19 protein-coding genes are annotated in these 19,566 nt (G+C 63.2%); 9 read left to right on the top strand and 10 right to left on the bottom strand.

Translation table 11 applies throughout. From position 1 onward, the window contains the following. Positions 1-20: 20 nt before the first annotated feature. The 6 genes from BLR13_RS30525 to BLR13_RS30500 form a co-directional block, all read right to left on the bottom strand. Positions 21-1,139 carry a cobalamin-independent methionine synthase II family protein gene (locus BLR13_RS30525; RefSeq protein WP_074816034.1) on the bottom strand — a complete coding sequence of 373 codons (1,119 nt, stop codon included), beginning with the start codon at positions 1,137-1,139 and terminating at the stop codon, positions 21-23. A gap of 24 nt (positions 1,140-1,163) precedes the next feature. Beyond that, positions 1,164-1,880 (bottom strand): ABC transporter ATP-binding protein, encoded by a 717-nt coding sequence (locus BLR13_RS30520; RefSeq protein WP_074830932.1) that lies wholly within the window; start codon positions 1,878-1,880, stop codon positions 1,164-1,166. Next, entirely contained in the window at positions 1,873-2,625 is a 753-nt protein-coding gene (locus BLR13_RS30515; protein WP_074816037.1) for an ABC transporter ATP-binding protein, read from the bottom strand. Before BLR13_RS30515 ends, BLR13_RS30520 begins: the two co-directional genes overlap by 8 nt. Next, positions 2,622-3,653 (bottom strand): branched-chain amino acid ABC transporter permease, encoded by a 1,032-nt coding sequence (locus BLR13_RS30510; protein WP_074816041.1) that lies wholly within the window; start codon positions 3,651-3,653, stop codon positions 2,622-2,624. Before BLR13_RS30510 ends, BLR13_RS30515 begins: the two co-directional genes overlap by 4 nt. 7 nt (positions 3,654-3,660) lie before the next feature. After that, positions 3,661-4,530, bottom strand: coding sequence for a branched-chain amino acid ABC transporter permease (locus BLR13_RS30505; protein ID WP_074816043.1), 870 nt, complete (start codon positions 4,528-4,530; stop codon positions 3,661-3,663). A 127-nt stretch (positions 4,531-4,657) separates the two neighbouring features. After that, positions 4,658-5,812, bottom strand: coding sequence for an ABC transporter substrate-binding protein (locus tag BLR13_RS30500; protein ID WP_433994289.1), 1,155 nt, complete (start codon positions 5,810-5,812; stop codon positions 4,658-4,660). Between the two features lie 389 nt (positions 5,813-6,201). Here BLR13_RS30500 and BLR13_RS30495 point away from each other — a divergent pair, with 389 nt between their 5' ends. After that, positions 6,202-6,480, top strand: a complete 279-nt coding sequence (locus BLR13_RS30495) for a hypothetical protein (protein ID WP_074816048.1) — start codon at positions 6,202-6,204, stop codon at positions 6,478-6,480. Between the two features lie 220 nt (positions 6,481-6,700). Then, positions 6,701-7,288 carry a DUF2939 domain-containing protein gene (locus BLR13_RS30485; RefSeq protein WP_074816053.1) on the top strand — a complete coding sequence of 196 codons (588 nt, stop codon included), beginning with the start codon at positions 6,701-6,703 and terminating at the stop codon, positions 7,286-7,288. A 36-nt stretch (positions 7,289-7,324) separates the two neighbouring features. Here BLR13_RS30485 and purU read toward each other — a convergent pair whose 3' ends face one another. Continuing rightward, a complete protein-coding gene (purU, locus tag BLR13_RS30480) occupies positions 7,325-8,188 on the bottom strand; it encodes a formyltetrahydrofolate deformylase (protein ID WP_074816055.1) in 864 nt (287 codons plus the stop codon). 137 nt (positions 8,189-8,325) lie between these two features. Between purU and BLR13_RS30475 the strand changes: the two genes are divergently transcribed. Further along, the gene (locus BLR13_RS30475; protein ID WP_074816058.1) at positions 8,326-9,177 is read left to right on the top strand and encodes a uroporphyrinogen-III synthase; all 852 of its coding nucleotides are present in this window, start codon (positions 8,326-8,328) and stop codon (positions 9,175-9,177) included. On the opposite strand, the gene BLR13_RS30470 is transcribed toward BLR13_RS30475, so the two are convergent. Beyond that, positions 9,174-10,151 carry a Bug family tripartite tricarboxylate transporter substrate binding protein gene (locus tag BLR13_RS30470; protein ID WP_074816061.1) on the bottom strand — a complete coding sequence of 326 codons (978 nt, stop codon included), beginning with the start codon at positions 10,149-10,151 and terminating at the stop codon, positions 9,174-9,176. The two genes, BLR13_RS30475 and BLR13_RS30470, sit on opposite strands and share 4 nt — an antisense overlap. Positions 10,152-10,300: 149 nt before the next feature. After that, a complete protein-coding gene (locus BLR13_RS30465) occupies positions 10,301-10,975 on the bottom strand; it encodes a Crp/Fnr family transcriptional regulator (RefSeq protein WP_074816063.1) in 675 nt (224 codons plus the stop codon). A 353-nt stretch (positions 10,976-11,328) separates the two neighbouring features. Between BLR13_RS30465 and BLR13_RS30460 the strand changes: the two genes are divergently transcribed. From BLR13_RS30460 to BLR13_RS30435, 6 genes are all read left to right on the top strand, one after another. Then, positions 11,329-12,153 (top strand): ABC transporter ATP-binding protein, encoded by an 825-nt coding sequence (locus tag BLR13_RS30460; protein ID WP_074816066.1) that lies wholly within the window; start codon positions 11,329-11,331, stop codon positions 12,151-12,153. Beyond that, positions 12,150-14,081: a long-chain fatty acid--CoA ligase gene (locus tag BLR13_RS30455; protein ID WP_074830934.1), complete on the top strand. Its 1,932-nt coding sequence runs from the start codon at positions 12,150-12,152 to the stop codon at positions 14,079-14,081. The genes BLR13_RS30460 and BLR13_RS30455 overlap by 4 nt, the downstream gene beginning before the upstream one ends. After that, positions 14,078-14,971 (top strand): branched-chain amino acid ABC transporter permease, encoded by an 894-nt coding sequence (locus tag BLR13_RS30450; RefSeq protein ID WP_074816070.1) that lies wholly within the window; start codon positions 14,078-14,080, stop codon positions 14,969-14,971. The genes BLR13_RS30455 and BLR13_RS30450 overlap by 4 nt, the downstream gene beginning before the upstream one ends. 2 nt (positions 14,972-14,973) lie before the next feature. Then, a complete protein-coding gene (locus tag BLR13_RS30445) occupies positions 14,974-16,047 on the top strand; it encodes a branched-chain amino acid ABC transporter permease (RefSeq protein ID WP_074816073.1) in 1,074 nt (357 codons plus the stop codon). 55 nt (positions 16,048-16,102) lie between these two features. Continuing rightward, positions 16,103-17,386, top strand: a complete 1,284-nt coding sequence (locus tag BLR13_RS30440; RefSeq protein WP_074816075.1) for an ABC transporter substrate-binding protein — start codon at positions 16,103-16,105, stop codon at positions 17,384-17,386. A 92-nt stretch (positions 17,387-17,478) separates the two neighbouring features. Next, positions 17,479-18,321: an ABC transporter ATP-binding protein gene (locus BLR13_RS30435; RefSeq protein ID WP_074816078.1), complete on the top strand. Its 843-nt coding sequence runs from the start codon at positions 17,479-17,481 to the stop codon at positions 18,319-18,321. Positions 18,322-18,335: 14 nt separating this feature from the next. Here BLR13_RS30435 and BLR13_RS30430 read toward each other — a convergent pair whose 3' ends face one another. Beyond that, positions 18,336-19,487 carry an AGE family epimerase/isomerase gene (locus BLR13_RS30430; RefSeq protein WP_074816081.1) on the bottom strand — a complete coding sequence of 384 codons (1,152 nt, stop codon included), beginning with the start codon at positions 19,485-19,487 and terminating at the stop codon, positions 18,336-18,338. Between the last annotated feature and the right edge of the window lie 79 nt (positions 19,488-19,566).

The raw sequence follows: 19,566 nt of genomic DNA, 5'->3' as shown, positions 1-19,566 counted from the left end.
CCTCGCAATGACGAAGGAAGCTACTTCCCCCACACCTCGTTCGCGACTTCGACCGCGAGCCGCAGCTTGGCCCACTGCTCTTCCTCGGACAGGATGTTGCCTTCCTCGGTCGAGGCAAAGCCGCATTGCGGGGAAACCGCGAGCTGGTCGAGCGGCGCGAATTTGGCAGCTTCCTCGAGGCGTCGCTTGATGTCGTCCTTCTTTTCGAGCTCGCCGAACTTCGAGGTGATGACGCCAACCACGACGATCTTGTTGCCCTTGGGCAGGTAGCGCAGCGGCTCAAATCCGCCGGCGCGGTCGGAATCATATTCCAGGAAGTAACCGTCGTAATTGGTGCCGGCCAGCATGGTCTCGGCGACCGGCTCGTAGCCGCCCGACGAAATCCAGGTGGAGCGGAAATTGCCGCGGCAGACATGGGTGGTGACGACCATGTCGGCCGGCCGTTCGGCCAGCGCATAGTTGATGACGCGCGCGTAGATCTCCTGCAGGCCATCCGGGTTGTCGCCGCGCTCGCGGGCCTTGTGCAATTCTTCCTGCGAGCAGAGATAGGCCCAGACCGTATCGTCGAACTGCAGATAGCGGCAGCCGGCGTCGTAGAACGCCTTCACGGCCTTGCGGTAGGTCTTGCCGAGATCCATGAAGAACGCGTCGAGATCGGGATAGACATCCTTTGAGATCGCCTTGCGGCCACCGCGGAAGTGTAGCACCGCGGGCGACGGAATCGTCATCTTCGCGGTGACATGCGCCGTATCGGCATGCTTTTTCAGGAACCTGAAATGATCCAGCATCGGATGGTTGTCGGGAAAGTCGAGCTTGCCGATGACCCGGATGGCGTCGTGACGGGTCTGGATTCCCGCGAACTGGATGCCCGTATCGGGGTGGTAGAGTTCGCAACCCGTGAGATGGCTGAGGAAGTCGAAATGCCACCAGGAGCGGCGGAATTCTCCGTCGGTCGCGAGCTTCAATCCGGTTGAGGCCTGCCGGTGCACGACCTTTTCGATCTCCATATCCTCGACCTTGCGCAGATCGTCAGCCGTAATCTCGCCCTTCTCGAGTTTGGCGCGCGCTTCCTTGATGCGCGACGGCCGCAACAGGCTGCCGACCTCGTCGGCGCGGAAGGGGGCTTTGGTTCTCTGCATGGTCTCAACTCCCGAGAATTTTATTCAATGTGCTGCGGCACCCGCAACGCCGAGATAGCGTTCGAGCACCGCGGGATCGGCCTTCAGCGAGCGACTATCCGCATCATGAACGATTGCGCCGCGTTCCAATATCACAACACGATCGGCCAGCCCCAGAATCTTTTGCGCGTTCTGCTCGACGATAATCGAGCAGATACCACCGGCGCGGGTGATGGTGCCAAGCGCCCGCAGCAACTCCTCGACGATGATCGGCGCCAGCCCCTCGGTCGGCTCGTCCAGCAGCAGCACCTTCGGATTGAGGGTCAGCGCCCGGCCGATCGCCAGCATCTGTTGCTCGCCGCCGGAAAGCTGGTTGCCGAAATTGCCGCGGCGCTCCTTGAGGCGCGGAAACATCTCGTAAACCTTGTCGACGGTCCATGGCCCGGGCTGGGCCACCGCTGTCATATTTTCCTCCACCGTCAGCGAGCGGAAGATATTGCGCTCCTGCGGCACCCAGCCGATCCCGGCGCGCGCTCGCTGGTCCGGCCGCATCGCCGTGATATCCAGCCCCCCGAGCGCCACGGTGCCTCCGAAGCGGCGGGTGACGCCGACGATCGAGTTGATCAGGGTGGTCTTGCCGGTGCCGTTGCGTCCCAGCAGCGCCAGAACCTGGCCTTCGCCCAACGTCAGTGACATCGAGGGCAGCACCACGGCTTCGCCGTAGCCGGCGCGCAGGCTGTCGATGGCGAGCAGATCAGGCATCGGCGGCCTCACCGAGATAGACCGCCTTGACCTGCGGATCGCGCGCCACTTGGTCCGGCGGGCCTTCCACCAGCATGGCGCCGTTGACGAGCACCGAAATGCGGTCGGCGAACGAGAACACCAGGTCCATGTCGTGCTCGATTAACAATACCGTGACGTCGCGCGGGAGAGCCGCGACCGCGGCCAGGATGTCATGGCGCTCGCTCTCGGGGACGCCGGCCGCGGGTTCGTCGAGCAGCAGCACGCGGGGCTTGGTCGCAATTGCGACTGCGATCTCGAGCAGGCGCTGCTTGCCGTAAGGCAGCGTCGCGGTGCGTTCGTTCATGACGTCGAGCAGGTGAAAGCGGCCAAGCGTTTCCGCGATCTCCTGGTTGACGTCGCTGCGCGTTCCCATCCGCCGCCACCAGTCGCCGCCGCGGCCGAGCCGCTCGGAGACCGCGAGCCCAACGGTCTCTAACGGCGTCAGGTCGGCATAGAGCTGATTGATCTGGAACGTGCGAGACAGCCCGCGCAGCACCCGGGTGTGAACCGGCAGATCGGTGATGTCGTTGCCTTCCAGCAGAATCCGCCCGGCATTGGGCTTCAGCACGCCGGTGAGCAGGTTGATCACGGTGGTCTTGCCGGCGCCGTTGGGTCCGATCAGCGCATGACGGGCGCCCTGCTCGACCCGGAGCGACAGGTCACGCGTGACGCGAAGCCCGCCGAACGATTTCTCCAGTCCCCTGGTTTCCAACGCAACCGTCATGACGCATCGCTTTCCGGAACGGCCACGACGGCCTTGCGGCCGGCGAATTGCCGGATCACGAGGTTCGGCAACCAAAGCGCCCCGCGATGAATGCGGTCGCGGCCGACCAGCACAATCACCACCAGAACGAGGCCGATCCAGAACTGCCAGTATTGCGGCGTGATGGTCGAGAAGAATTCCTGCAGCATCTTGAACACGACAGCGCCGATCAGCCCGCCATAGAGATAGCCGGTACCGCCGATAACGAGCACCAGCATCAGGTCGGCCGATCGCTCGAACGAAAACACGTCGAGCGAAGCCAGCGCCGTGGTCTGGGTGAACAGCGCGCCGGCGATGCCGGCATAAAACGCCGCCACCGTGTAGATCGCGATGAGGCGGCGATTGACCGGCACGCCGATGGCGGAAGCCCGCAACGGATTGTTCCTGATCGCGCGCAACGACAGGCCGAATGGCGAGTGCACGATCCGGCGCGCCAAGAGGAACATCAGGAACAGCACGATCAGCGAGTAGAAGAAGCCGGTCTTGCCAAATATGTCGAAGGCAAAGAGACCGAGGATCGGCGACATCTCGATGCCTTGCAGCCCGTCGGTGCCACCGGTGATGTTGGAGAAGCGTTCCGCCAGCGCTTCCAGCAGCAGCGCGATGCCAAGCGTCACCATCAGCCGGGTCAGATCGACGCCCCGGATCACCAGAAAGCTGGTGAAGAAGCCAAGCACCATGGCGACCAGACCTGCGGCGACCAGCGCCAGCACCGGCTCGGTAATGATGCCGTGCAGCGCCAGCAATCCCGCGGAATAGGCGCCGACACCGAAGAACGCGGCGTGGCCCAATGAGACGATGCCGGCATAACCAAGGATCAGGTCCAGCGACAGCGCAAACAGCGCCAGCCGCACGATGTCGGTCATGATCAGATAACGTGACGGAAACAGGAACGCGGACGCCAACGCGAAGATCCAGAAGGCAATCTCGGCCGGGCGCCAGCGCGCGCTCGCCATAGCATGGGATGAGACGTCGGGAAGCGCGGTCATCGCGGGCTCATCGCGCGGCGGTGCGGCCGAACAGGCCGTTCGGGCGCCAGATCAGGATCACGATCATCATGGTGTAGATTACGAACGGCCCCATCTTGGGGACGTAATATTTACCGGCGACGTCGCCGATGCCGAGCAGCAGCGAGGCGAGAAACGGCCCGGTGATGCTGGAGGAGCCGCCGACGGTCACCACGATCAAAAAATAGATCATGAACTTCAGCGGGAAATACGGATCGAGCCCGAGGATCTCGGCGCTGAGCGCGCCGCCGAGGCCCGCAAGGCCGCACCCGAAAGCAAAGGTGAAGGCAAACACCTGCGGCACGTTGATGCCGAGGCCGCTTGCCGCGCGCGGATCGTCCACGGCCGCGCGGAGCCGGCTGCCGAAGCGCGTGCGCGCCAGAATCAATTGCAGCGCCACCGTGAGCAGGCCGCAGATCACGACGATCATCAGCCGGTAGCGGCCAATGCCGACCCCGAAGAAGTCGAACTGGCCTTCCAGTGCCGCCGGCAGTTTGATGAAGATCCGCGACGATCCCATGATGTAATCGACCGCCGCCACCGACATGAAGACGAGACCGACCGAAAACAGCACCTGGTCGAGATGACTGCGGGTGTAGAGATGGCGGTACAGCGCGCGTTCCAGCACGATCCCGATCACCGCACTGGCGACAAAGGCCAGCGGCAGGGCCGCAAAGAACGGCCAGCCGGACTGGTTGACGAGAACGGCGCAGACATACCCGCCGGTCATCGCGAAGGCGCCATGGGCGAGATTGACGAAGTTCATCAGCCCGAGCGTCACGGCAAGCCCGCAGGCGAGCACGAACAGCAACATGCCGTAGGCAACACCGTCGAACAGGATGGTGAACAGGGTTGTCATTCAGGGAAAGCCCAGAGCCTTGAGACCGTCATTCCGGGATGGTCCGAAGGACCCGACCCGGAATCTCGATATCCCGGGTTCGCGCTAACGCGCGCCCCGGGATGACGACTTCGTTATCACTTCGTCGTCACTTCTTCGTCTTGCCGGAGTCCTTCACCGCCCCGAAGGTCGCGAATTCGACGTTGTAGAGTTCGCCGTCGACCTTCTCGACCTTGCGGATGTAGATGTTCTGGACGATGTCGCGGGTTTCCGGATCGATCGAGATCGGGCCGCGCGGGCTCTCCCACTTCATGCCCTTCATCGCTTCGATCAGCGCATCGCCGTCGGTCTTGCCGCCGGTCTTCTTCAGCGCCTCGTAGATCAGCCGGATGCCGTCATAGCCGCTCACCGCCATGAAGCCCGGGCGCGAACCGAACGCCTTCTTGTAGGCCGCGACGAATTCCTTGTTGGCGGCCGACGGATGCGCTGCGGAGTATAGATGCGCGGTGACGGTGCCGAGCGCCGCATCGCCCATGCCGTTGAGCAGGTCGTCGTCCATCACGTCGCCGGGGCCGATCACCTTGATCCCGGATTTGTCGAGCCCGCGCTCGGCATACTGCTTCATGAAGTTGCCGCCCTGGCCTGCCGGCACGAACACGAACACGGCGTCGGGCTTGCTGTCCTTCATGCGCTGCAGGAACGGCGCGAAGTCGGGATTCGCGAGCGGTACCTTGACCTCTTCGACGATTTCGCCGCCGCCGGCGGTAAAATTCTGCTTGAAGAAGGTCAGCGCGTCATTGCCCGGCGCATAGTCGGAGGTCAGGGTTGCGACCTTCTTGATGCCATTCTTGGCGGCCCAATCGCCGATGATCGTCGACGACTGCGCCAGCGTGAAACTGGTGCGGACGATATAGGGCGAGCGCTCGGTAATGATCGAGGTGCCTGCCGCCATCACGATTTCGGGAACCTTGGCCTGGGTTGCCAGCGGCGCCGCCGCCAATGCAGCCGGGGTCACGCCGAAGCCGGCGATGAAACTCACCTTGTCGTTGACGATCAGTTCCTGGGCGAGACGCTTGGTATTGTCGGGAACCGCAGCGTCGTCCTTGAGGATGACTTCGATCTTCCGGCCGGCGACGGTATCGCCGTTCTGCTGCATGTAGAGCTTGACGGCGTTATCGATCTGCTTGCCGGTCGACGCCTGACCGCCGGTCATCGGCAGAATCAGCCCGATCTTGACGGCATCCTCGGCTTGCGCAGGCGCGAGCGCCAGAACGCCGGCAACGGCACCTGCGGCCAGCAACATTTGACTGCGAATGGACATGAAATCGGTCTCCCCCTGATCGGTCTTGTGCCTCGAACCGAGTCCCCGGCCCTTGCCTCACCATAGCCCAGATTTTTCGGCCGTGTAGCGCCGCGACATGACGTCCTCCGGCGGCGTATTGTCCAGTCAGACAAAGGGCGTGCCCCTGCCGCAAGGCAGGCTTTTCGCTCGTAGCGACGCAAGCAGGCCTTAGGTATCAGGATACTAACAAAGCCACCGTCTGCCCAACGGATCGCTTCCGGATAAGCGCTCCACCATTTGTACGGTCGTACAAATAAGATGGTCCTGTCAACAGAAACGCGGAGGTCTGGACCGGCGCCAAAGTGCGCCAGTCCATCATCCGTAAAGATCAGAGTTGTAATTTGCCGCCGATGCCGATCAGAGCCCGCCATATCGCCGCACTCGTTGCCGCTGCCCTGGCAGGCCTTGGCTTGAGCGGGTGCAGCAGCATCAACGAAAAACTCGCCGCCGGCATGAGCGACTCCCTCCCGGCATGGGCAGGCGGCCTGCCCGCGGACGCACCGCCGCGTCCGGGCACCGCCAAATACGACGAGTACATGAAGGAGCGCGAGCGCAGGCGGCTGATACCGGCAGCGGAACGCAGCGAGGAAGCCAAGCCTGCGTCCTCTTCGGAGGATGCGATTCACTGATATTCACGTCGCACTGATTCCGACGTCGCCGGGAACCGGTTCCGGCAGGGAACGCGGGCCGGTATATCTCCACAAAATCGCCGCTGGCATCGTGCGGTCACGCATGCAATACCGCGTCGTCGCCCTTGCGGCATCCATCAACATTTTGAATCAATCGCACGGCGATCGCCGTTTGCGCCGCCGGTGACGGCACCGCACGCTGTGCGAACAGGATTTTCCGATGCGCTGGTTTCTCGGCACGATTGCCGCCCTCATTGTTGCCGTTGCGATCTATCTCGGACTGGCGGCGTCCTCGCTCGCCACGCTGGCGTCGGCCGCGCGCGCCGGCGACGTGGCGAAGATCCTCGAGAAGACCGACGTCAAGGCGCTCAGCCGGTCGCTGACCAACCAGATCGTCAATGCCTATCTCGATCGGATCGGCGCCACACGCAAGGTCGGTGCGATGGAAAAAATGCTGATCAATACCTACGGCGCGACCATCGCGGATGCGATGGCGGCCAAGATGCTGACGGCCGACAACCTCACGCTGATACTCAGGAGCGGCAAGATAGAGGCCTCGCAGGGACTGCCGGCCTTTTCGGGCTTGCCGGCCCTGGCCGACCTGCACACCGGAAACTGGCTGTCGCTGCTCGGCCGCGTCAATTTCATCCAGCCGGTGCTGCTCGGCATCCGCGTCAGCGATAAATCCGACCCGGAAAACTACGCCGCGATCAACCTGCACTTTGAGGGGACCGAATGGAGGCTTTCCGGCATCGAACTGCCGAAGCCCATCGCTCGCACGCTCGCCGCGAGCCTGCCGGTCAAATAGCGACAGCCCCGCGCATGACGCGGGAGGTCACAGGCATCAATCCATGAACACCACGGTCTTGCGGCCGTTGAGGATGACGCGATCCTCGAGGTGATGGCGCATGGCACGCGCCAGCACACGGCGTTCGATGTCGCGGCCCTTGCGCGAAAGATCTTCCGGCGTATCGCGGTGGCTGATGCGCTCGACATCCTGGTCGATGATCGGGCCTTCGTCGAGATCGCGCGTGACGTAATGGGCGGTGGCGCCGATCAGCTTGACACCGCGCTCGTGGGCCTGGTGGTAGGGGCGCGCGCCCTTGAAGCCGGGCAGGAACGAGTGATGGATGTTGATGCAGCGCCCTGACAGGCTCGCCGACATCTCGTCCGACAGGATCTGCATGTAGCGCGCCAGCACCACGAGATCGGTTCCGCTGTCCTTGACCAGCTTCAAAACCGCCTGTTCCTGGGCGCGCTTGGTTTCCTTGGTGACCGGCAGATAGTGAAACGGAATCTCGCCGAAATCGAGCGAGCCGTAGACCTCGCGCGGATGGTTGGACACGATCCCGGTCGGGATCATCTGAAGTTCGCCGGTGCGCCAGCGGTAGAGAATATCTACCAGGCAATGATCGGATTTGGAAACCAGCAGCATCACACGGCGGCGGCTGGCGCGATCGCGCATCTGCCAGTCCATGCTGAAGCGATCGGCGATGGCGGTAAAGCCGGTCTGCAAGGCCTGCAATTCCACCGCGAGATCGGCGGCGGCGAACACCACCCGCATGAAGAAGTTGTTGGTCTCGATGTCGTCGAACTGCTGGGCGTCCAGGATGTTCTGCCCGTTATGGGCGAGAAAGGTCGACACCGCGGAAACAATTCCGGGCCGATCCGGACAGGACAGGGTCAGGACGAACTGATGATCGGGCATGGCGGGCTTGATTACAATTCAGGCAGAGGGAAGCGGCGAATTTGCGCCCTGCTCTATCACCGCCGGCGCGCTTGCGCCAATCCCGAAACCGGAGTCAGGATGAACAAATCGCGGACGATTGGCGTTGAGGTACGATCATGGCTGACAGACTGAACGGTTACCGCATCCTGATCCTGGAATCGCGCGAAGAGGCGCAGTTTTCCCGCCTGCTCACCGAGCAGGGCGCCGACGTGCTGCAATGCCCGATGTTCACCATCCACGATGCGCCCGACCCGGCGCCGATCGAGGCCTGGATCAAGCGGTTCATCGCAAAACCTTGCGACGACATGGTGCTGATGACCGGCGAAGGCTTGCGCCGGCTGATGAAGGTGGTGCGGCGCATCGGCGTCGAGCCGGCTTTCGTTGCGGCGCTTGGAAGCGCGCGCAAGTTCACCCGCGGCCCGAAGCCCGGCAAGGCGCTGCGCGAAATCGGGCTGGAGCCGCAGATGACGACGGAAAAGCCGACCTCGGAAGGCATCGCCGAGATGCTGTCGCGCCTCGACCTGCGCGGCCGCCGCGTCGGCCTGCAGCTCTATCCGGACAAGGATCACAGCGTCCTGATCGGCGCCATCAAGGCGCAAGGCGTGTCGGAAGTCGATACCGTGCTGCCCTACGCCTATGACGCGCAGGCCGCCGACGCCAACATCGTGACCGCCATCGACGAAATGGCCGAGGGGCGGATCGATGCGATCGCGCTGACCAATCTGGGCCAGGTCCGCCGCCTGGTCGAAGTCGCCCGCGCCCGCGGCTGCGAGGACCGGTTGCGGCAGGGACTGGGGCAAACGCCGATCGCCTCGGTCGGACCGGCGGTGTCCGACGAACTCAAGGCGCAGGGATTGCGCACCGACATCTACCCGGCCGACGACGCCTTCTTCATGCGGCCGCTGATCTCGGCGATGGCGGCAGCGCTGGCGAAACATCCGCCGCGCGCGGTTGCGCGCTCGATCTAGTCGACCTTGGCGCCCGCAAACTTGACCACCTTGCCCCACTTGTCGGTTTCATTCGCCAGCAGCTTTCCGAAATCCAACGCCGAACCCGGCAGCAGAAAGGCGCCGAGCTCGGTAAACCGCACCTTCGCCTTGGGATCGGCGAGGACTTCGTTGACCGCCTTGTTGAGACGCTCGATGATTTCGGGCGGCGTGCCCTTCGGTGCGCCAATGCCATACCAGGCGCTGGCCTCGTAGCCGGGCAGGAAATCGGCGACGACAGGCAGATCCGGCAGCACTTCGGAGCGGGTCGTGCTGGTGACGGCGAGACCGCGCAGCTTGCCGGATTTGACGTGCTCGGCGCAGGTCGGAATGTTGTCGAACATCACCTGCACCTGGCCCGCGATCAGATCGGTAAGCGCCGGCGCGCCGCCCCGGTAGGGCACATGGACCATGTTGATTCCGGTCAGCATCTTGAACAATTCACCGGACATGTGGATCGTCGACCCGTTGCCGGACGACGCCATGTTGAGCTTACCGGGATTGGCCTTGGCGTAGGCGATCAGTTCGGGGATCGAATGGATCGGCAGCGAGGTGTTGACCACCACCACGTTGGGAAAGCGGATGATGCCCGCGACCGGCTCGGTGTCGCGCAGAAAGTCGAAATTGAGCTTGTCATAGAGCGTGGCGTTGATGGCATTGGCCGGTGCGACAAGCAGCAGCGTGTAGCCGTCCGGCGCCGCGCGCACCACCGCTTCGGTGGCGATATTGGTGCCGCCGCCCGGCCGGTTCTCGATGACGAACGACTGCCCGAGCTTCTCCGACAGCCACTGCCCCATCAGGCGGGCGGTCAGATCCGCCGAGCCGCCCGGGGTATAACCGATCACCAAACGAACCGGCCGCGCCGGATAGGTTTGCGCGCTGGCGACCCCGGAAGTGACAGGGAGCGCCGCAGCCCCGGCGGCCAACTGCAAGAATTGACGACGCTGAAGTTTCATGACGCCTCCCTGAGCCCATTATTCACCGGCGGCTTGCAGGCAGGCTAGATCAACTCACAGGCCGCGCCAACGGTGCTGACGCCGCAGGGCAGGAATGGGTGATCACGCCGCGTACCCATACCCGGCAGAATGACGTCCATCGTCATTCCCTATTCGCCGTAGTGGCGCAATCGTTCGAGGTCGAGGACGGTGACGCCGCCATATTCCAACCGCAGCAGCCCCTGCTGCTCCAGCCGCTTCAGGCACTGGTTGGCATTCTGCCGGGAAATGCCGGAGAGCGCCCCGATCTCTTCCTGCGTGATCTCGAGATGCGGCGTGAGGTCCGGATAGAGAATGGGATTGAACAGCGAGGCGATCGAGCGTGCCAGCCGCGCGGTCGCATCGAGCGTGCGGCCATATTCCAATAGCGCGATGAACTGCCCGAGACGCTCGTTGAGCTGCCCGACCAGGAAGCGATTGAAGCCTACGCTGTTCTCGAACAGCCACAGGAACGTGCTGCGGTTCATCATCGCAATCCTGGTATCGCGCAGCGCCACCACGTCGTAGCGGCGGGGCTCGTTCTTCAGCACGGTGCCTTCGCCGAACCAGGCGCCGGCGGTGAGACCGGCAAAGCTCGCGGCCTTGCCGCCGCGGGACACAATGCCCATCCGCGCCAGCCCGGTGACGACGCCGGTCCAGTAGTCGAACTGATCGCCGCGCATGAAGATGAATTCATCGGCGCGGTAGGATTTTTCGACGATACCGGCGCGCGCGATCTCGATCTCGCGCTCGCTGAGTTCGCGCGACCAGGCCGCAATGCGTTTCAGGTAATCCGGAGCAATCATTGTTTCATCGACCGTCGCCAGTAACCCCAGTCTTCATATTGCACCGCAACAAACACCCGAACCGCGCCCCGCGGCGCTATTGAAATTTGCCGACCAATTGTCAGGCAGAAGACATTTCAACGTATCGCTTTCCCTTATTGAGAGCCACCTCGTGCCGGCCCGCTGATGGTCCAGCGAACAAGCGGACGGCAGGCGGAGCGGCCGGGATTTGCAGGGTGCGGCGTTACCGCGCAGTGCGGCCGGGTCGGGGTCATTAGTCGGATGGCCTAGCGGTAGCCGGCGATGTAGGATCGCACCATCGTGTGCAAACATAGATAAAGAGCGCTGCCAAGGCGTCATATCTGGAGGAATGAGTGGCTTACGCTTTGGAAGTGCGCGGGGTGTCACTGCGCTTTGGTGGCGTTCGTGCGCTGACCGAAGTCAGTTTCGGCGTCAATGACGGCGAACTGTTCTCGATCATCGGGCCGAACGGCGCCGGCAAGACCTCGATCGTCAATTGCATCTCGGGCCGCTACAAGCCGACCGAAGGCCAGTTGTTCTATCGCGGCCGGGACATCACGGGCCTGAACCCGAACGCGCGTCCGTCACTCGGTATCGGCCGCACCTTCCAGAACCTCGCGCTGTTTCACCATATGAGCGTGCTCGACAACATCATGGTCGGGCGGCACCACCTCCTGAAGAACAATTTCATCACGGGATCGCTGTACTGGCTGACCGGAGCACGCCGCGAGGAACTCGAGCACCGCCGCAAGGTGGAAGAAATCATCGACTTCCTCGACCTGCAGTCGGTGCGCAAGGCCACCGCCGGCACCCTGCCCTACGGCCTGCGCAAGCGCGTCGAGCTTGCGCGCGCGATGGCGCTGGAGCCGCAGTTGATCCTGCTCGACGAGCCGATGGCCGGCATGAATTTCGAGGAAAAAGAGGACATGGCGCGCTACATCGTCGATCTCAACGAAGAGTTCGGCATGACCGTCATGATGATCGAGCACGACATGGGCGTGGTGATGGATATTTCCCACCGCGTCATGGTGCTGGATTTCGGTCGCAAGATCGCCGAGGGCGATCCGGCTGCCGTGCTTGCCGATCCCCATGTCAAGCGCGCCTATCTCGGAGAAGAGGACGAGGTCCTCGTCGATCCCGACGACAAGCCCGCCGCCGCCCCGGAGTGCGCGGCATGATGGATTACACTGGCCGTGTGGCCCAAGCCGACACCTATCCGAAACTGCTCCGCCTCAACGCGAAAGAGCACGGCGGCGAGATTGCGCTGCGCGAAAAAGACCTCGGGCTATGGCGCGTCTTCACCTGGAACGACTACCAGACGCGCGTCCATGATTTCGCGCTCGGCATGGTCGAACTGGGCCTCGGGCGCGGCGACGTCATCGGCGTGATCGGCGACAACCGGCCGGACTGGGTGGCAGCCGAAATCGCAACCCACGCCATTGGCGCCATGAGCCTCGGCCTTTATCGCGACGTGCTCGACGAGGAAGCCGCGTATTTGCTCAGTTACGGCGAGGCCAAACTGGTGTTTGCCGAGGACGAAGAGCAGGTCGACAAGCTGCTGGCGCTGGCCGAGCGCGTGCCCAACCTCAAACACATCGTCTATTCCGATCCGCGCGGCATGCGCAAATATGACGATCCGCGGCTGATGGAGGCGGAAAAGCTCGCCACGATGGGACGCGAACGGGCGTCGCGCGAGCCCGGCATCTACGACCGCCTGGTCGACCAGACCAAAGGCGAGGACGTCGCCATCCTCTGCACCACCTCGGGCACCACGGCCAACCCCAAGCTCGCGATGCTCGCGGCCGGGCGCGTCTTGAAACATTGCGCGACCTATCTGGCGTTCGATCCGAAGGGACCGGATGACGAATACGTCTCGGTGCTGCCGCTGCCCTGGATCATGGAACAGATCTATGTGCTCGGCAAAGGCCTGCTCTGCCGGATGAAGGTCAACTTCGTCGAAGAGCCCGACACCATGATGAACGATTTTCGCGAGATCGCGCCGACCTTCGTGCTGTTCGCGCCGCGGGTCTGGGAATCGATCGCCGCCGACGTGCGCGCCGGCGTGATGGACTCCTCGCCGCTCAAACAGAGGCTTTACAGCCTCGGCATGAAGACCGGGCTTGCAGCGCTCGCCGAAGGCAAGCACTCGATGCTGGCCGACAAGGTCCTGTTCCGCGCGCTGCGCGACCGCCTCGGCTTCACGCGGCTGCGCTCGGCGGCGACCGGCGGCGCAGCGCTCGGGCCGGATACGTTCAAGTTCTTCCAGGCGATGGGCGTGCCGCTGCGCACGCTCTACGGCCAGACCGAACTATTGGGCGCCTATACGCTGCACCCGTCCGGCAAGGTCGATCCGGACACCACCGGCGTGCCGATGGCCGCCGATATCGAGATCAAGATCGACAATCCCGATATCAACGGCGTCGGCGAAATCGTCGTGCGCCATCCCAACATGTATCTCGGCTATTACAAGAATCCGGAAGCCTCGGCCGCCGACATGAAGGACGGCTGGATGCATTCCGGCGACGCCGGCTACTACAATGACGACAGGCAGCTCGTCGTCATCGACCGCATCAAGGATCTCGCCGAGACCTCGCGCGGCGAGCGCTTTTCGCCGCAATATCTCGAAAACAAGCTGAAGTTCTCGCCCTATATCGCCGAGACGGTGGTGCTGGGCGCCGGCCGCGACGCGCTGGCGGCGATGATCTGCATCCGCTACTCGATCATCTCGAAATGGGCCGAGAAGAACCGCATTTCGTTCACCACCTACACCGACCTCGCCTCGCGCCCGGAGGTCTATGACCTCGTGCGCAAAGAAGTCGAAACCGTCAACGCCACGCTGCCGCCGGCGCAGCGCATCTCGCGCTTCCTGCTGCTCTACAAGGAGCTCGACGCCGACGACGGCGAACTGACCCGCACCCGGAAAGTCCGCCGCAGCGTCATCAACGAAAAATATGCCGCCATCATCAATGGAATCTACGGCGGCAAACGCGACATCCCCGTCGACACCGTGATCCGCTTCCAGGACGGCACCACCCAGCGTATCCGCACCACGCTGCGGGTAGTCGACCTCGCGCATGACACGCCGGTCGCGGAGGCCGCGGAATGAACATCCAGTTCCTGATCCAGCTTCTGGTCAACGGCCTCGTGGTCGGCACGCTCTATGGCGTGGTCGCGATGTCGTTCGTGCTGATCTACAAGGCGACGCAGGTGGTGAATTTCGCGCAAGGCGAACTCCTGCTGATCGGCGCCTGGGTATGCTGGGCGCTGCTCGCCAAATACCAGGTGCCGTTCTGGCTGGGCATGCCGATGACGCTGGTGTTCATGTTCGTGTTCGGCATCGCGATCCAGATCCTGATCCTGCGGCCGATGATCGGCGAACCGATCATCTCGGTGATCATGGTGACGATCGGCCTCTCGACCGTGTTCCAGGCCGCGCTGAAATGGATTTTCGGCGTCAATCCGCAGCCGTTCCCGCAGATATTCACAAGCCAGTCCGTCAGCTTCCTCGGTCTACAGATCCAGACCGTCTACGTGATGAGTCTCGTGGTGTCGGTCGCGATGATGATCGGCATGGCCTGGTTCTTCAAGGCTTCGAAATACGGACTGGCGATGCGTGCCACCGCCTTCAACCAGCAGGTGGCGCAGTCCTTGGGCATCTCGGTGAAAAACGTGTTCGCGATGGCATGGGCGATTTCGGCCATGGTGTCGGCGGTCGCGGGCGTCGTGGTCGCCGTCGTCAACGGCGTATCCTCGGGCCTCTCTGCTTACGGCATCAAGGTGTTTCCAGCCGCGATCCTCGGCGGGCTGGATTCGATCGGCGGCGCGGTGGTCGGCGGCATCATCATCGGGCTGCTGGAGAACATCGCGCAGTATGTCGACAGCGAATATCTGCATTGGGGCAATCTCTATGAAATCGCGCCGTTCTACGTGCTGATCATCATCCTGATGATCAAGCCCTATGGGCTGTTCGGCACCAAAGACATCGAGCGGGTGTAAACATGGCCGGTCCCTCCCTCATCCCCTCCGGCGACTTCCGCACCACCTATGCGGCGGACACCACGATCTTTCCGACCGCGACCGGCCGCAACTTCGCCATTGCCGGCGTCATCCTGGTCTGCTTCGCGCCGCTGGTGTTCACCAATTACTGGCTCAGCATATCCATCCAGATCGGCATCTTTGCCATCGCAGCGCTCGGGCTCAACATCCTGGTCGGCTTCACCGGGCAGATCTCGATCGGCCACGCCGCATTCTTCCTGTTCGGCGCCTTCACCTCGGCCTACATCTCCAACACGTTGCCGATCCCGGTGTTCTTCGCCATTCCGCTCGCCGGTGTCATCACCGCGCTGGTCGGGCTGATCTTCGGCCTGCCGGCGGCGCGGCTGAAAGGCCTTTATCTCGTCATCGCGACGCTCGCCGCGCAATATATCCTCTTGGATTTCTTCTCGCGCGCCGACTGGTTCTCCGGCGGCTCGGTGCCGGCCAGCGCCAATCCGTTCTCGATCTTCGGCTATACGTTCCGCGGCGATAAGCAGTACTTCTACGTGGTGCTGGCCTATCTCGTGATTAGCTTCCTGCTGGTGACCAATTTGATGCGCACCCGCGACGGCCGCGCGCTGGTCGCGATCCGCGACCATTATCTCTCCGCCGAGATCATGGGCATCAACCTCACCAAGTACCGCACGCTGTCGTTCGGGCTGGCCGCCTTCTTCGCCGGCATCGCCGGCGCGCTTTACGCGCACTACCAGCTCGTCGTTTCCAACGAAGGTTTTGGCATCGAGCGCTCGATCCTGTTCCTGGCGATGATCATCATCGGCGGCACCGGCTCTGTCATGGGCACGCTGATGGGCACCGCGTTCGTGGTGTTGCTGCCGGAAGCAATGGAGTGGATCAGCGGCGGCCTGAAGGGCAGCGCAATCGACAAGGCGTTGTCGCTCAACAACAACATCACCTTCCTGCGCGAGATCACGATTGGACTGATCATCATCGGATTCCTGATGTTCGAACCCGACGGGCTCGCGCATCGCTGGCGGCAGATCAAGACCTACTGGAAACTCTACCCGTTTTCGCATTGAGGCGGGAACGGGAGCGACGACAACGAACTCAACAAAAGACCGGAGGAAAATGTCTATGACGATGAAATCTCTCTTGAGCACCGTTTCACTGGCGCTGCTGATCGGCGGCGCTTCCGCCACCGCGCAGGCACAGATCGCGATCGGCCATCTGCAGGATCTGTCGGGCGGCACCGCCGACGTCGGCACCCCCTACGGCCAGGGCGTCGCGGACACCTTTGCCTGGGTCAACAAGAACGGCGGCGTCGGCGGCAAGCCGCTCAGTGTCGACAGCAACGACTACGGCTACCAGGTGCCGCGGGCGATCGCGCTCTACAAGAAATGGTCGGCGCCGGACGGCAAGGTCGCCGCAATCATGGGCTGGGGCACCGCCGACACCGAGGCGCTCACCGGCTTCCTCGCGCAGGACAAGATCCCCGACTTCTCCGGCTCCTACGCCGCGGCGTTGACCGATCCGGAAGGCACCAGCGGCAAGGCCAAGCCGGCGCCGTATAATTTCTTCTACGGCCCGAGCTATTCCGATGCCCTGCGCGCCGAACTGACCTGGGCGGCCGAGGACTGGAAGGCCAAGGGCAAGTCCGGCAAGCCGAAGTTCGTCCACATGGGCGCCAACCACCCCTACCCGAACGCCCCGAAGGCGGCCGGTGAAGCGCTTGCCACCGAACTCGGCTTCGAAGTGCTGCCCCCGCTGGTATTCGCGCTTTCGCCGGGCGACTACAGCGCGCAGTGCCTGAGCCTGAAGAGCGCCGGCGCCAACTACGCTTATCTCGGTAACACCGCCGCCTCCAACATCTCGGTGATGAAGGCGTGCAAGACCGCCGGCGTCGACGTTCAATTCCTCAGCAACGTCTGGGGCATGGACGAAAACGCCGCCAAGACCGCGGGCGATGCCGCCGACGGCGTCATCTTCCCGCTGCGGACCGCGGTAGCGTGGGGCGGCAATGCGCCGGGCATGAAGACCGTGATCGAAATCTCGAAAATGTCCGACCCGTCGGGCAAGGTCTATCGTCCCGTGCACTACGTCGCCGGCGTCTGCAGTGCGCTCTACATGAAGGAAGCCCTCGACTGGGCCGCCAAGAACGGCGGCGCCACCGGCGAGAACGTCGCCAAGGGCTTCTATCAGAAGAAGGATTGGGTGCCCGCCGGGATGGAAGGCGTCTGCAATCCCTCGACCTGGACCGAGAAGGATCACCGCCCGACCATGAAGGTCGACCTGTACCGCTCGAAGATCTCGGGCGCGACCGATGGCGACATCAACGACGTCATGGCCAAGGGCACGATCAAGCTCGAGAAGGTCAAGACCGTCGAACTGCCGCGCAAACCGGACTGGTTTGGCTGGTGAGGCTGGACTGAACGTCACCGACACAGGACGTCATCACCCGCCTTGTGCGCAATTGCGCACCAGGCGGGTGACGACAGCGAGAGTGAACGAACATGATTGAAACCGTCGATACCGCCCGCCCGGCGCCAGCCGCGGCCACCGCCCCTGCCCCGCTGCTCAGCGTGCGCAACATCGAGGTGGTGTATGACGACGTCATCCTGGTGCTGCGCGGGCTGAGCCTCGACGTGCCCAAGGGTGCCATTGTGGCGCTGCTGGGCGCCAACGGCGCCGGCAAGTCGACGACGCTGAAGGCGATCTCGGGCCTGCTCAAGACCGAGGACGGCGAAGTCACCCGCGGCGAAATCGTGTTCGACGGCGAACGCATCCACGGCATCGACCCCGACAAGATCGTCCGCCGCGGCATCTTCCAGGTGATGGAGGGCCGCCGCATCGTCTCCGACATGACGTCGCTGGAAAACCTGCGGCTCGGCGCCTTTACTCGCAGCGACAACGAGGTCGGCGACGACATCGACATGGTCTTCAAATATTTCCCGCGCCTGAAGGAGCGCACCGGCCTCGCCGGCTATCTCTCCGGCGGCGAACAGCAGATGCTGGCGATCGGCCGGGCGCTGATGGCGCGCCCCAAAATGATCCTGATGGACGAGCCGTCGATGGGGCTCTCGCCGCTGCTGGTCAAGGAAGTGTTCGCCATCATCAAGGAGATCAACCGCGACCTCGGCGTCACCATCCTGCTGGTGGAACAGAACGCGCGCGCCGCACTTTCGGTCGCGAGCCACGGCTACATCATGGAACAGGGCAAGGTGGTGCTCGACGGCTCGGCCGACGAACTGCGCGACAACGAAGACGTCAAGGAATTCTACCTCGGTGGCGCCGGCGACCAGCGCAAGAGTTTCAAGAACCTAAAGAGCTTCAAACGGCGGAAGCGGTGGCTGTGAGCGCCGCGCCTTTCTCAGCCGAGCACCTGCTCCGCTTCGGTGACCGCACACAGGACATGATAGAACGACGACGCGGGAATCGTGGCGACCAGCGAGTTGCCGTCGCGGTCGAACTGATCGTGCCAGCCGCCGGCCACGGGATGGCTGAGGTAATGCCGCTCCAGCCGCACCAGCGCCATCCGCGCCTCGTCGGCAGCACCGGCCTCGCCCGACTCCGCTTGCGCAATCCACGCTTTCGCAATTTCGGTCTGCGGCCACAGCCGCCGCGTATCGCGCCTGACGTTGCCGGCAGTGTCGCCCTCGTCAACCAGACAGCCCGTCGCCTCGTCACGGTAGCGCAGCGCCGACGCCAGCAGCTCGCCGCGAAAACGCCCCGTTGGACAGCCCGTGATGCGTTCGAATCCTTTCAGCAGCCAGGCCCATTCCGCTTGATGTCCGGGCTCGATGCTGACAGGCTCGATCCTCGACCAGTCCTCTTCAAAATACTCGCCCAGCAGTTGCTTCTGCTTGTCATAGAGATTGGCGAGAAACAGCGCAAAGAAATCGCCGGCGCGATTCTGGAATACGTTGTCATGGGTGGCGTCGAACGCGGCAATCATCGCTTCGAACAGATGCATCTGGGGGTTTTGCCGCCGCGGCATCGACGGCGGCAGGCCTTCGAGAAAGCCGCCGTTCGTCGAGCGCAGCTGGGTATCAAGGAAATGACACAGCGCGTCGATCTCGGCGCGGATCTGCGCATCGCGATCGAGCGCGTAGACGCTGGCGAGCGCGAGCAGCACAAAGGCGTGGTCATAGGTGTCGCGCAAGGGCTTGAGCACGGCGCCTTCGGGCGTCAGGACGTGGACGAAGCCGGGCTTGCCGTCGGGGCTTTTGGCCTTGGCCAAAAGGTAATCCAGCCCCTTCAGCGCCACCTCGCGGCCTTCGGGATACCAGCCCATCTGGGCGGCCTTGGCGAAACAGTAGATCTGCCGAGCCTGCACCAGAATCCGGCGTGGCGCCTGACGATCGGCACGGCCGTCCGGGGCGAGCCGGTCGATAAAGCCACCCGTCGTCCGATCCCAGCCTTCGTCCGACCACAGCGGCAACGCATGGTCGATCATGCGGGCCTTCAGCCTCGCGATGATGTCGACCGAATCTTCTGCCGCAGCGGATTTGCCTTCAGCCATTACGTTCCCCGAGACATCCCCAACACCGGTAGCCGATGTTTGATAGCACGTCACAAGCGGCAGGCAATCGGCCCCAACT

The sequence above is a fragment of the Bradyrhizobium ottawaense genome (assembly GCF_900099825.1).
GTDB classification, from domain to species: Bacteria; Pseudomonadota; Alphaproteobacteria; order Rhizobiales; family Xanthobacteraceae; genus Bradyrhizobium; species Bradyrhizobium ottawaense_A.
Note: the sequence above shows the minus strand (reverse complement) of the source record. Positions and strands in the feature narration are given on the sequence as shown.

What these genes read in the sequence shown, in the direction of transcription:
- BLR13_RS30525 (WP_074816034.1), bottom strand. Translation starts at nt 1,139, where the DNA reads ATGCAGAGAACCAAAGCCCCCTTCCGCGCCGACGAGGTCGGCAGCCTG.
- BLR13_RS30520 (WP_074830932.1), bottom strand. Translation starts at nt 1,880, where the DNA reads ATGCCTGATCTGCTCGCCATCGACAGCCTGCGCGCCGGCTACGGCGAA.
- BLR13_RS30515 (WP_074816037.1), bottom strand. Translation starts at nt 2,625, where the DNA reads ATGACGGTTGCGTTGGAAACCAGGGGACTGGAGAAATCGTTCGGCGGG.
- BLR13_RS30510 (WP_074816041.1), bottom strand. Translation starts at nt 3,653, where the DNA reads ATGACCGCGCTTCCCGACGTCTCATCCCATGCTATGGCGAGCGCGCGC.
- BLR13_RS30505 (WP_074816043.1), bottom strand. Translation starts at nt 4,530, where the DNA reads ATGACAACCCTGTTCACCATCCTGTTCGACGGTGTTGCCTACGGCATG.
- BLR13_RS30500 (WP_433994289.1), bottom strand. Translation starts at nt 5,812, where the DNA reads ATGTTGCTGGCCGCAGGTGCCGTTGCCGGCGTTCTGGCGCTCGCGCCT.
- BLR13_RS30495 (WP_074816048.1), top strand. Translation starts at nt 6,202, where the DNA reads ATGCCGATCAGAGCCCGCCATATCGCCGCACTCGTTGCCGCTGCCCTG.
- BLR13_RS30485 (WP_074816053.1), top strand. Translation starts at nt 6,701, where the DNA reads ATGCGCTGGTTTCTCGGCACGATTGCCGCCCTCATTGTTGCCGTTGCG.
- purU (WP_074816055.1), bottom strand. Translation starts at nt 8,188, where the DNA reads ATGCCCGATCATCAGTTCGTCCTGACCCTGTCCTGTCCGGATCGGCCC.
- BLR13_RS30475 (WP_074816058.1), top strand. Translation starts at nt 8,326, where the DNA reads ATGGCTGACAGACTGAACGGTTACCGCATCCTGATCCTGGAATCGCGC.
- BLR13_RS30470 (WP_074816061.1), bottom strand. Translation starts at nt 10,151, where the DNA reads ATGAAACTTCAGCGTCGTCAATTCTTGCAGTTGGCCGCCGGGGCTGCG.
- BLR13_RS30465 (WP_074816063.1), bottom strand. Translation starts at nt 10,975, where the DNA reads ATGATTGCTCCGGATTACCTGAAACGCATTGCGGCCTGGTCGCGCGAA.
- BLR13_RS30455 (WP_074830934.1), top strand. Translation starts at nt 12,150, where the DNA reads ATGATGGATTACACTGGCCGTGTGGCCCAAGCCGACACCTATCCGAAA.
- BLR13_RS30450 (WP_074816070.1), top strand. Translation starts at nt 14,078, where the DNA reads ATGAACATCCAGTTCCTGATCCAGCTTCTGGTCAACGGCCTCGTGGTC.
- BLR13_RS30445 (WP_074816073.1), top strand. Translation starts at nt 14,974, where the DNA reads ATGGCCGGTCCCTCCCTCATCCCCTCCGGCGACTTCCGCACCACCTAT.
- BLR13_RS30440 (WP_074816075.1), top strand. Translation starts at nt 16,103, where the DNA reads ATGACGATGAAATCTCTCTTGAGCACCGTTTCACTGGCGCTGCTGATC.
- BLR13_RS30435 (WP_074816078.1), top strand. Translation starts at nt 17,479, where the DNA reads ATGATTGAAACCGTCGATACCGCCCGCCCGGCGCCAGCCGCGGCCACC.
- BLR13_RS30430 (WP_074816081.1), bottom strand. Translation starts at nt 19,487, where the DNA reads ATGGCTGAAGGCAAATCCGCTGCGGCAGAAGATTCGGTCGACATCATC.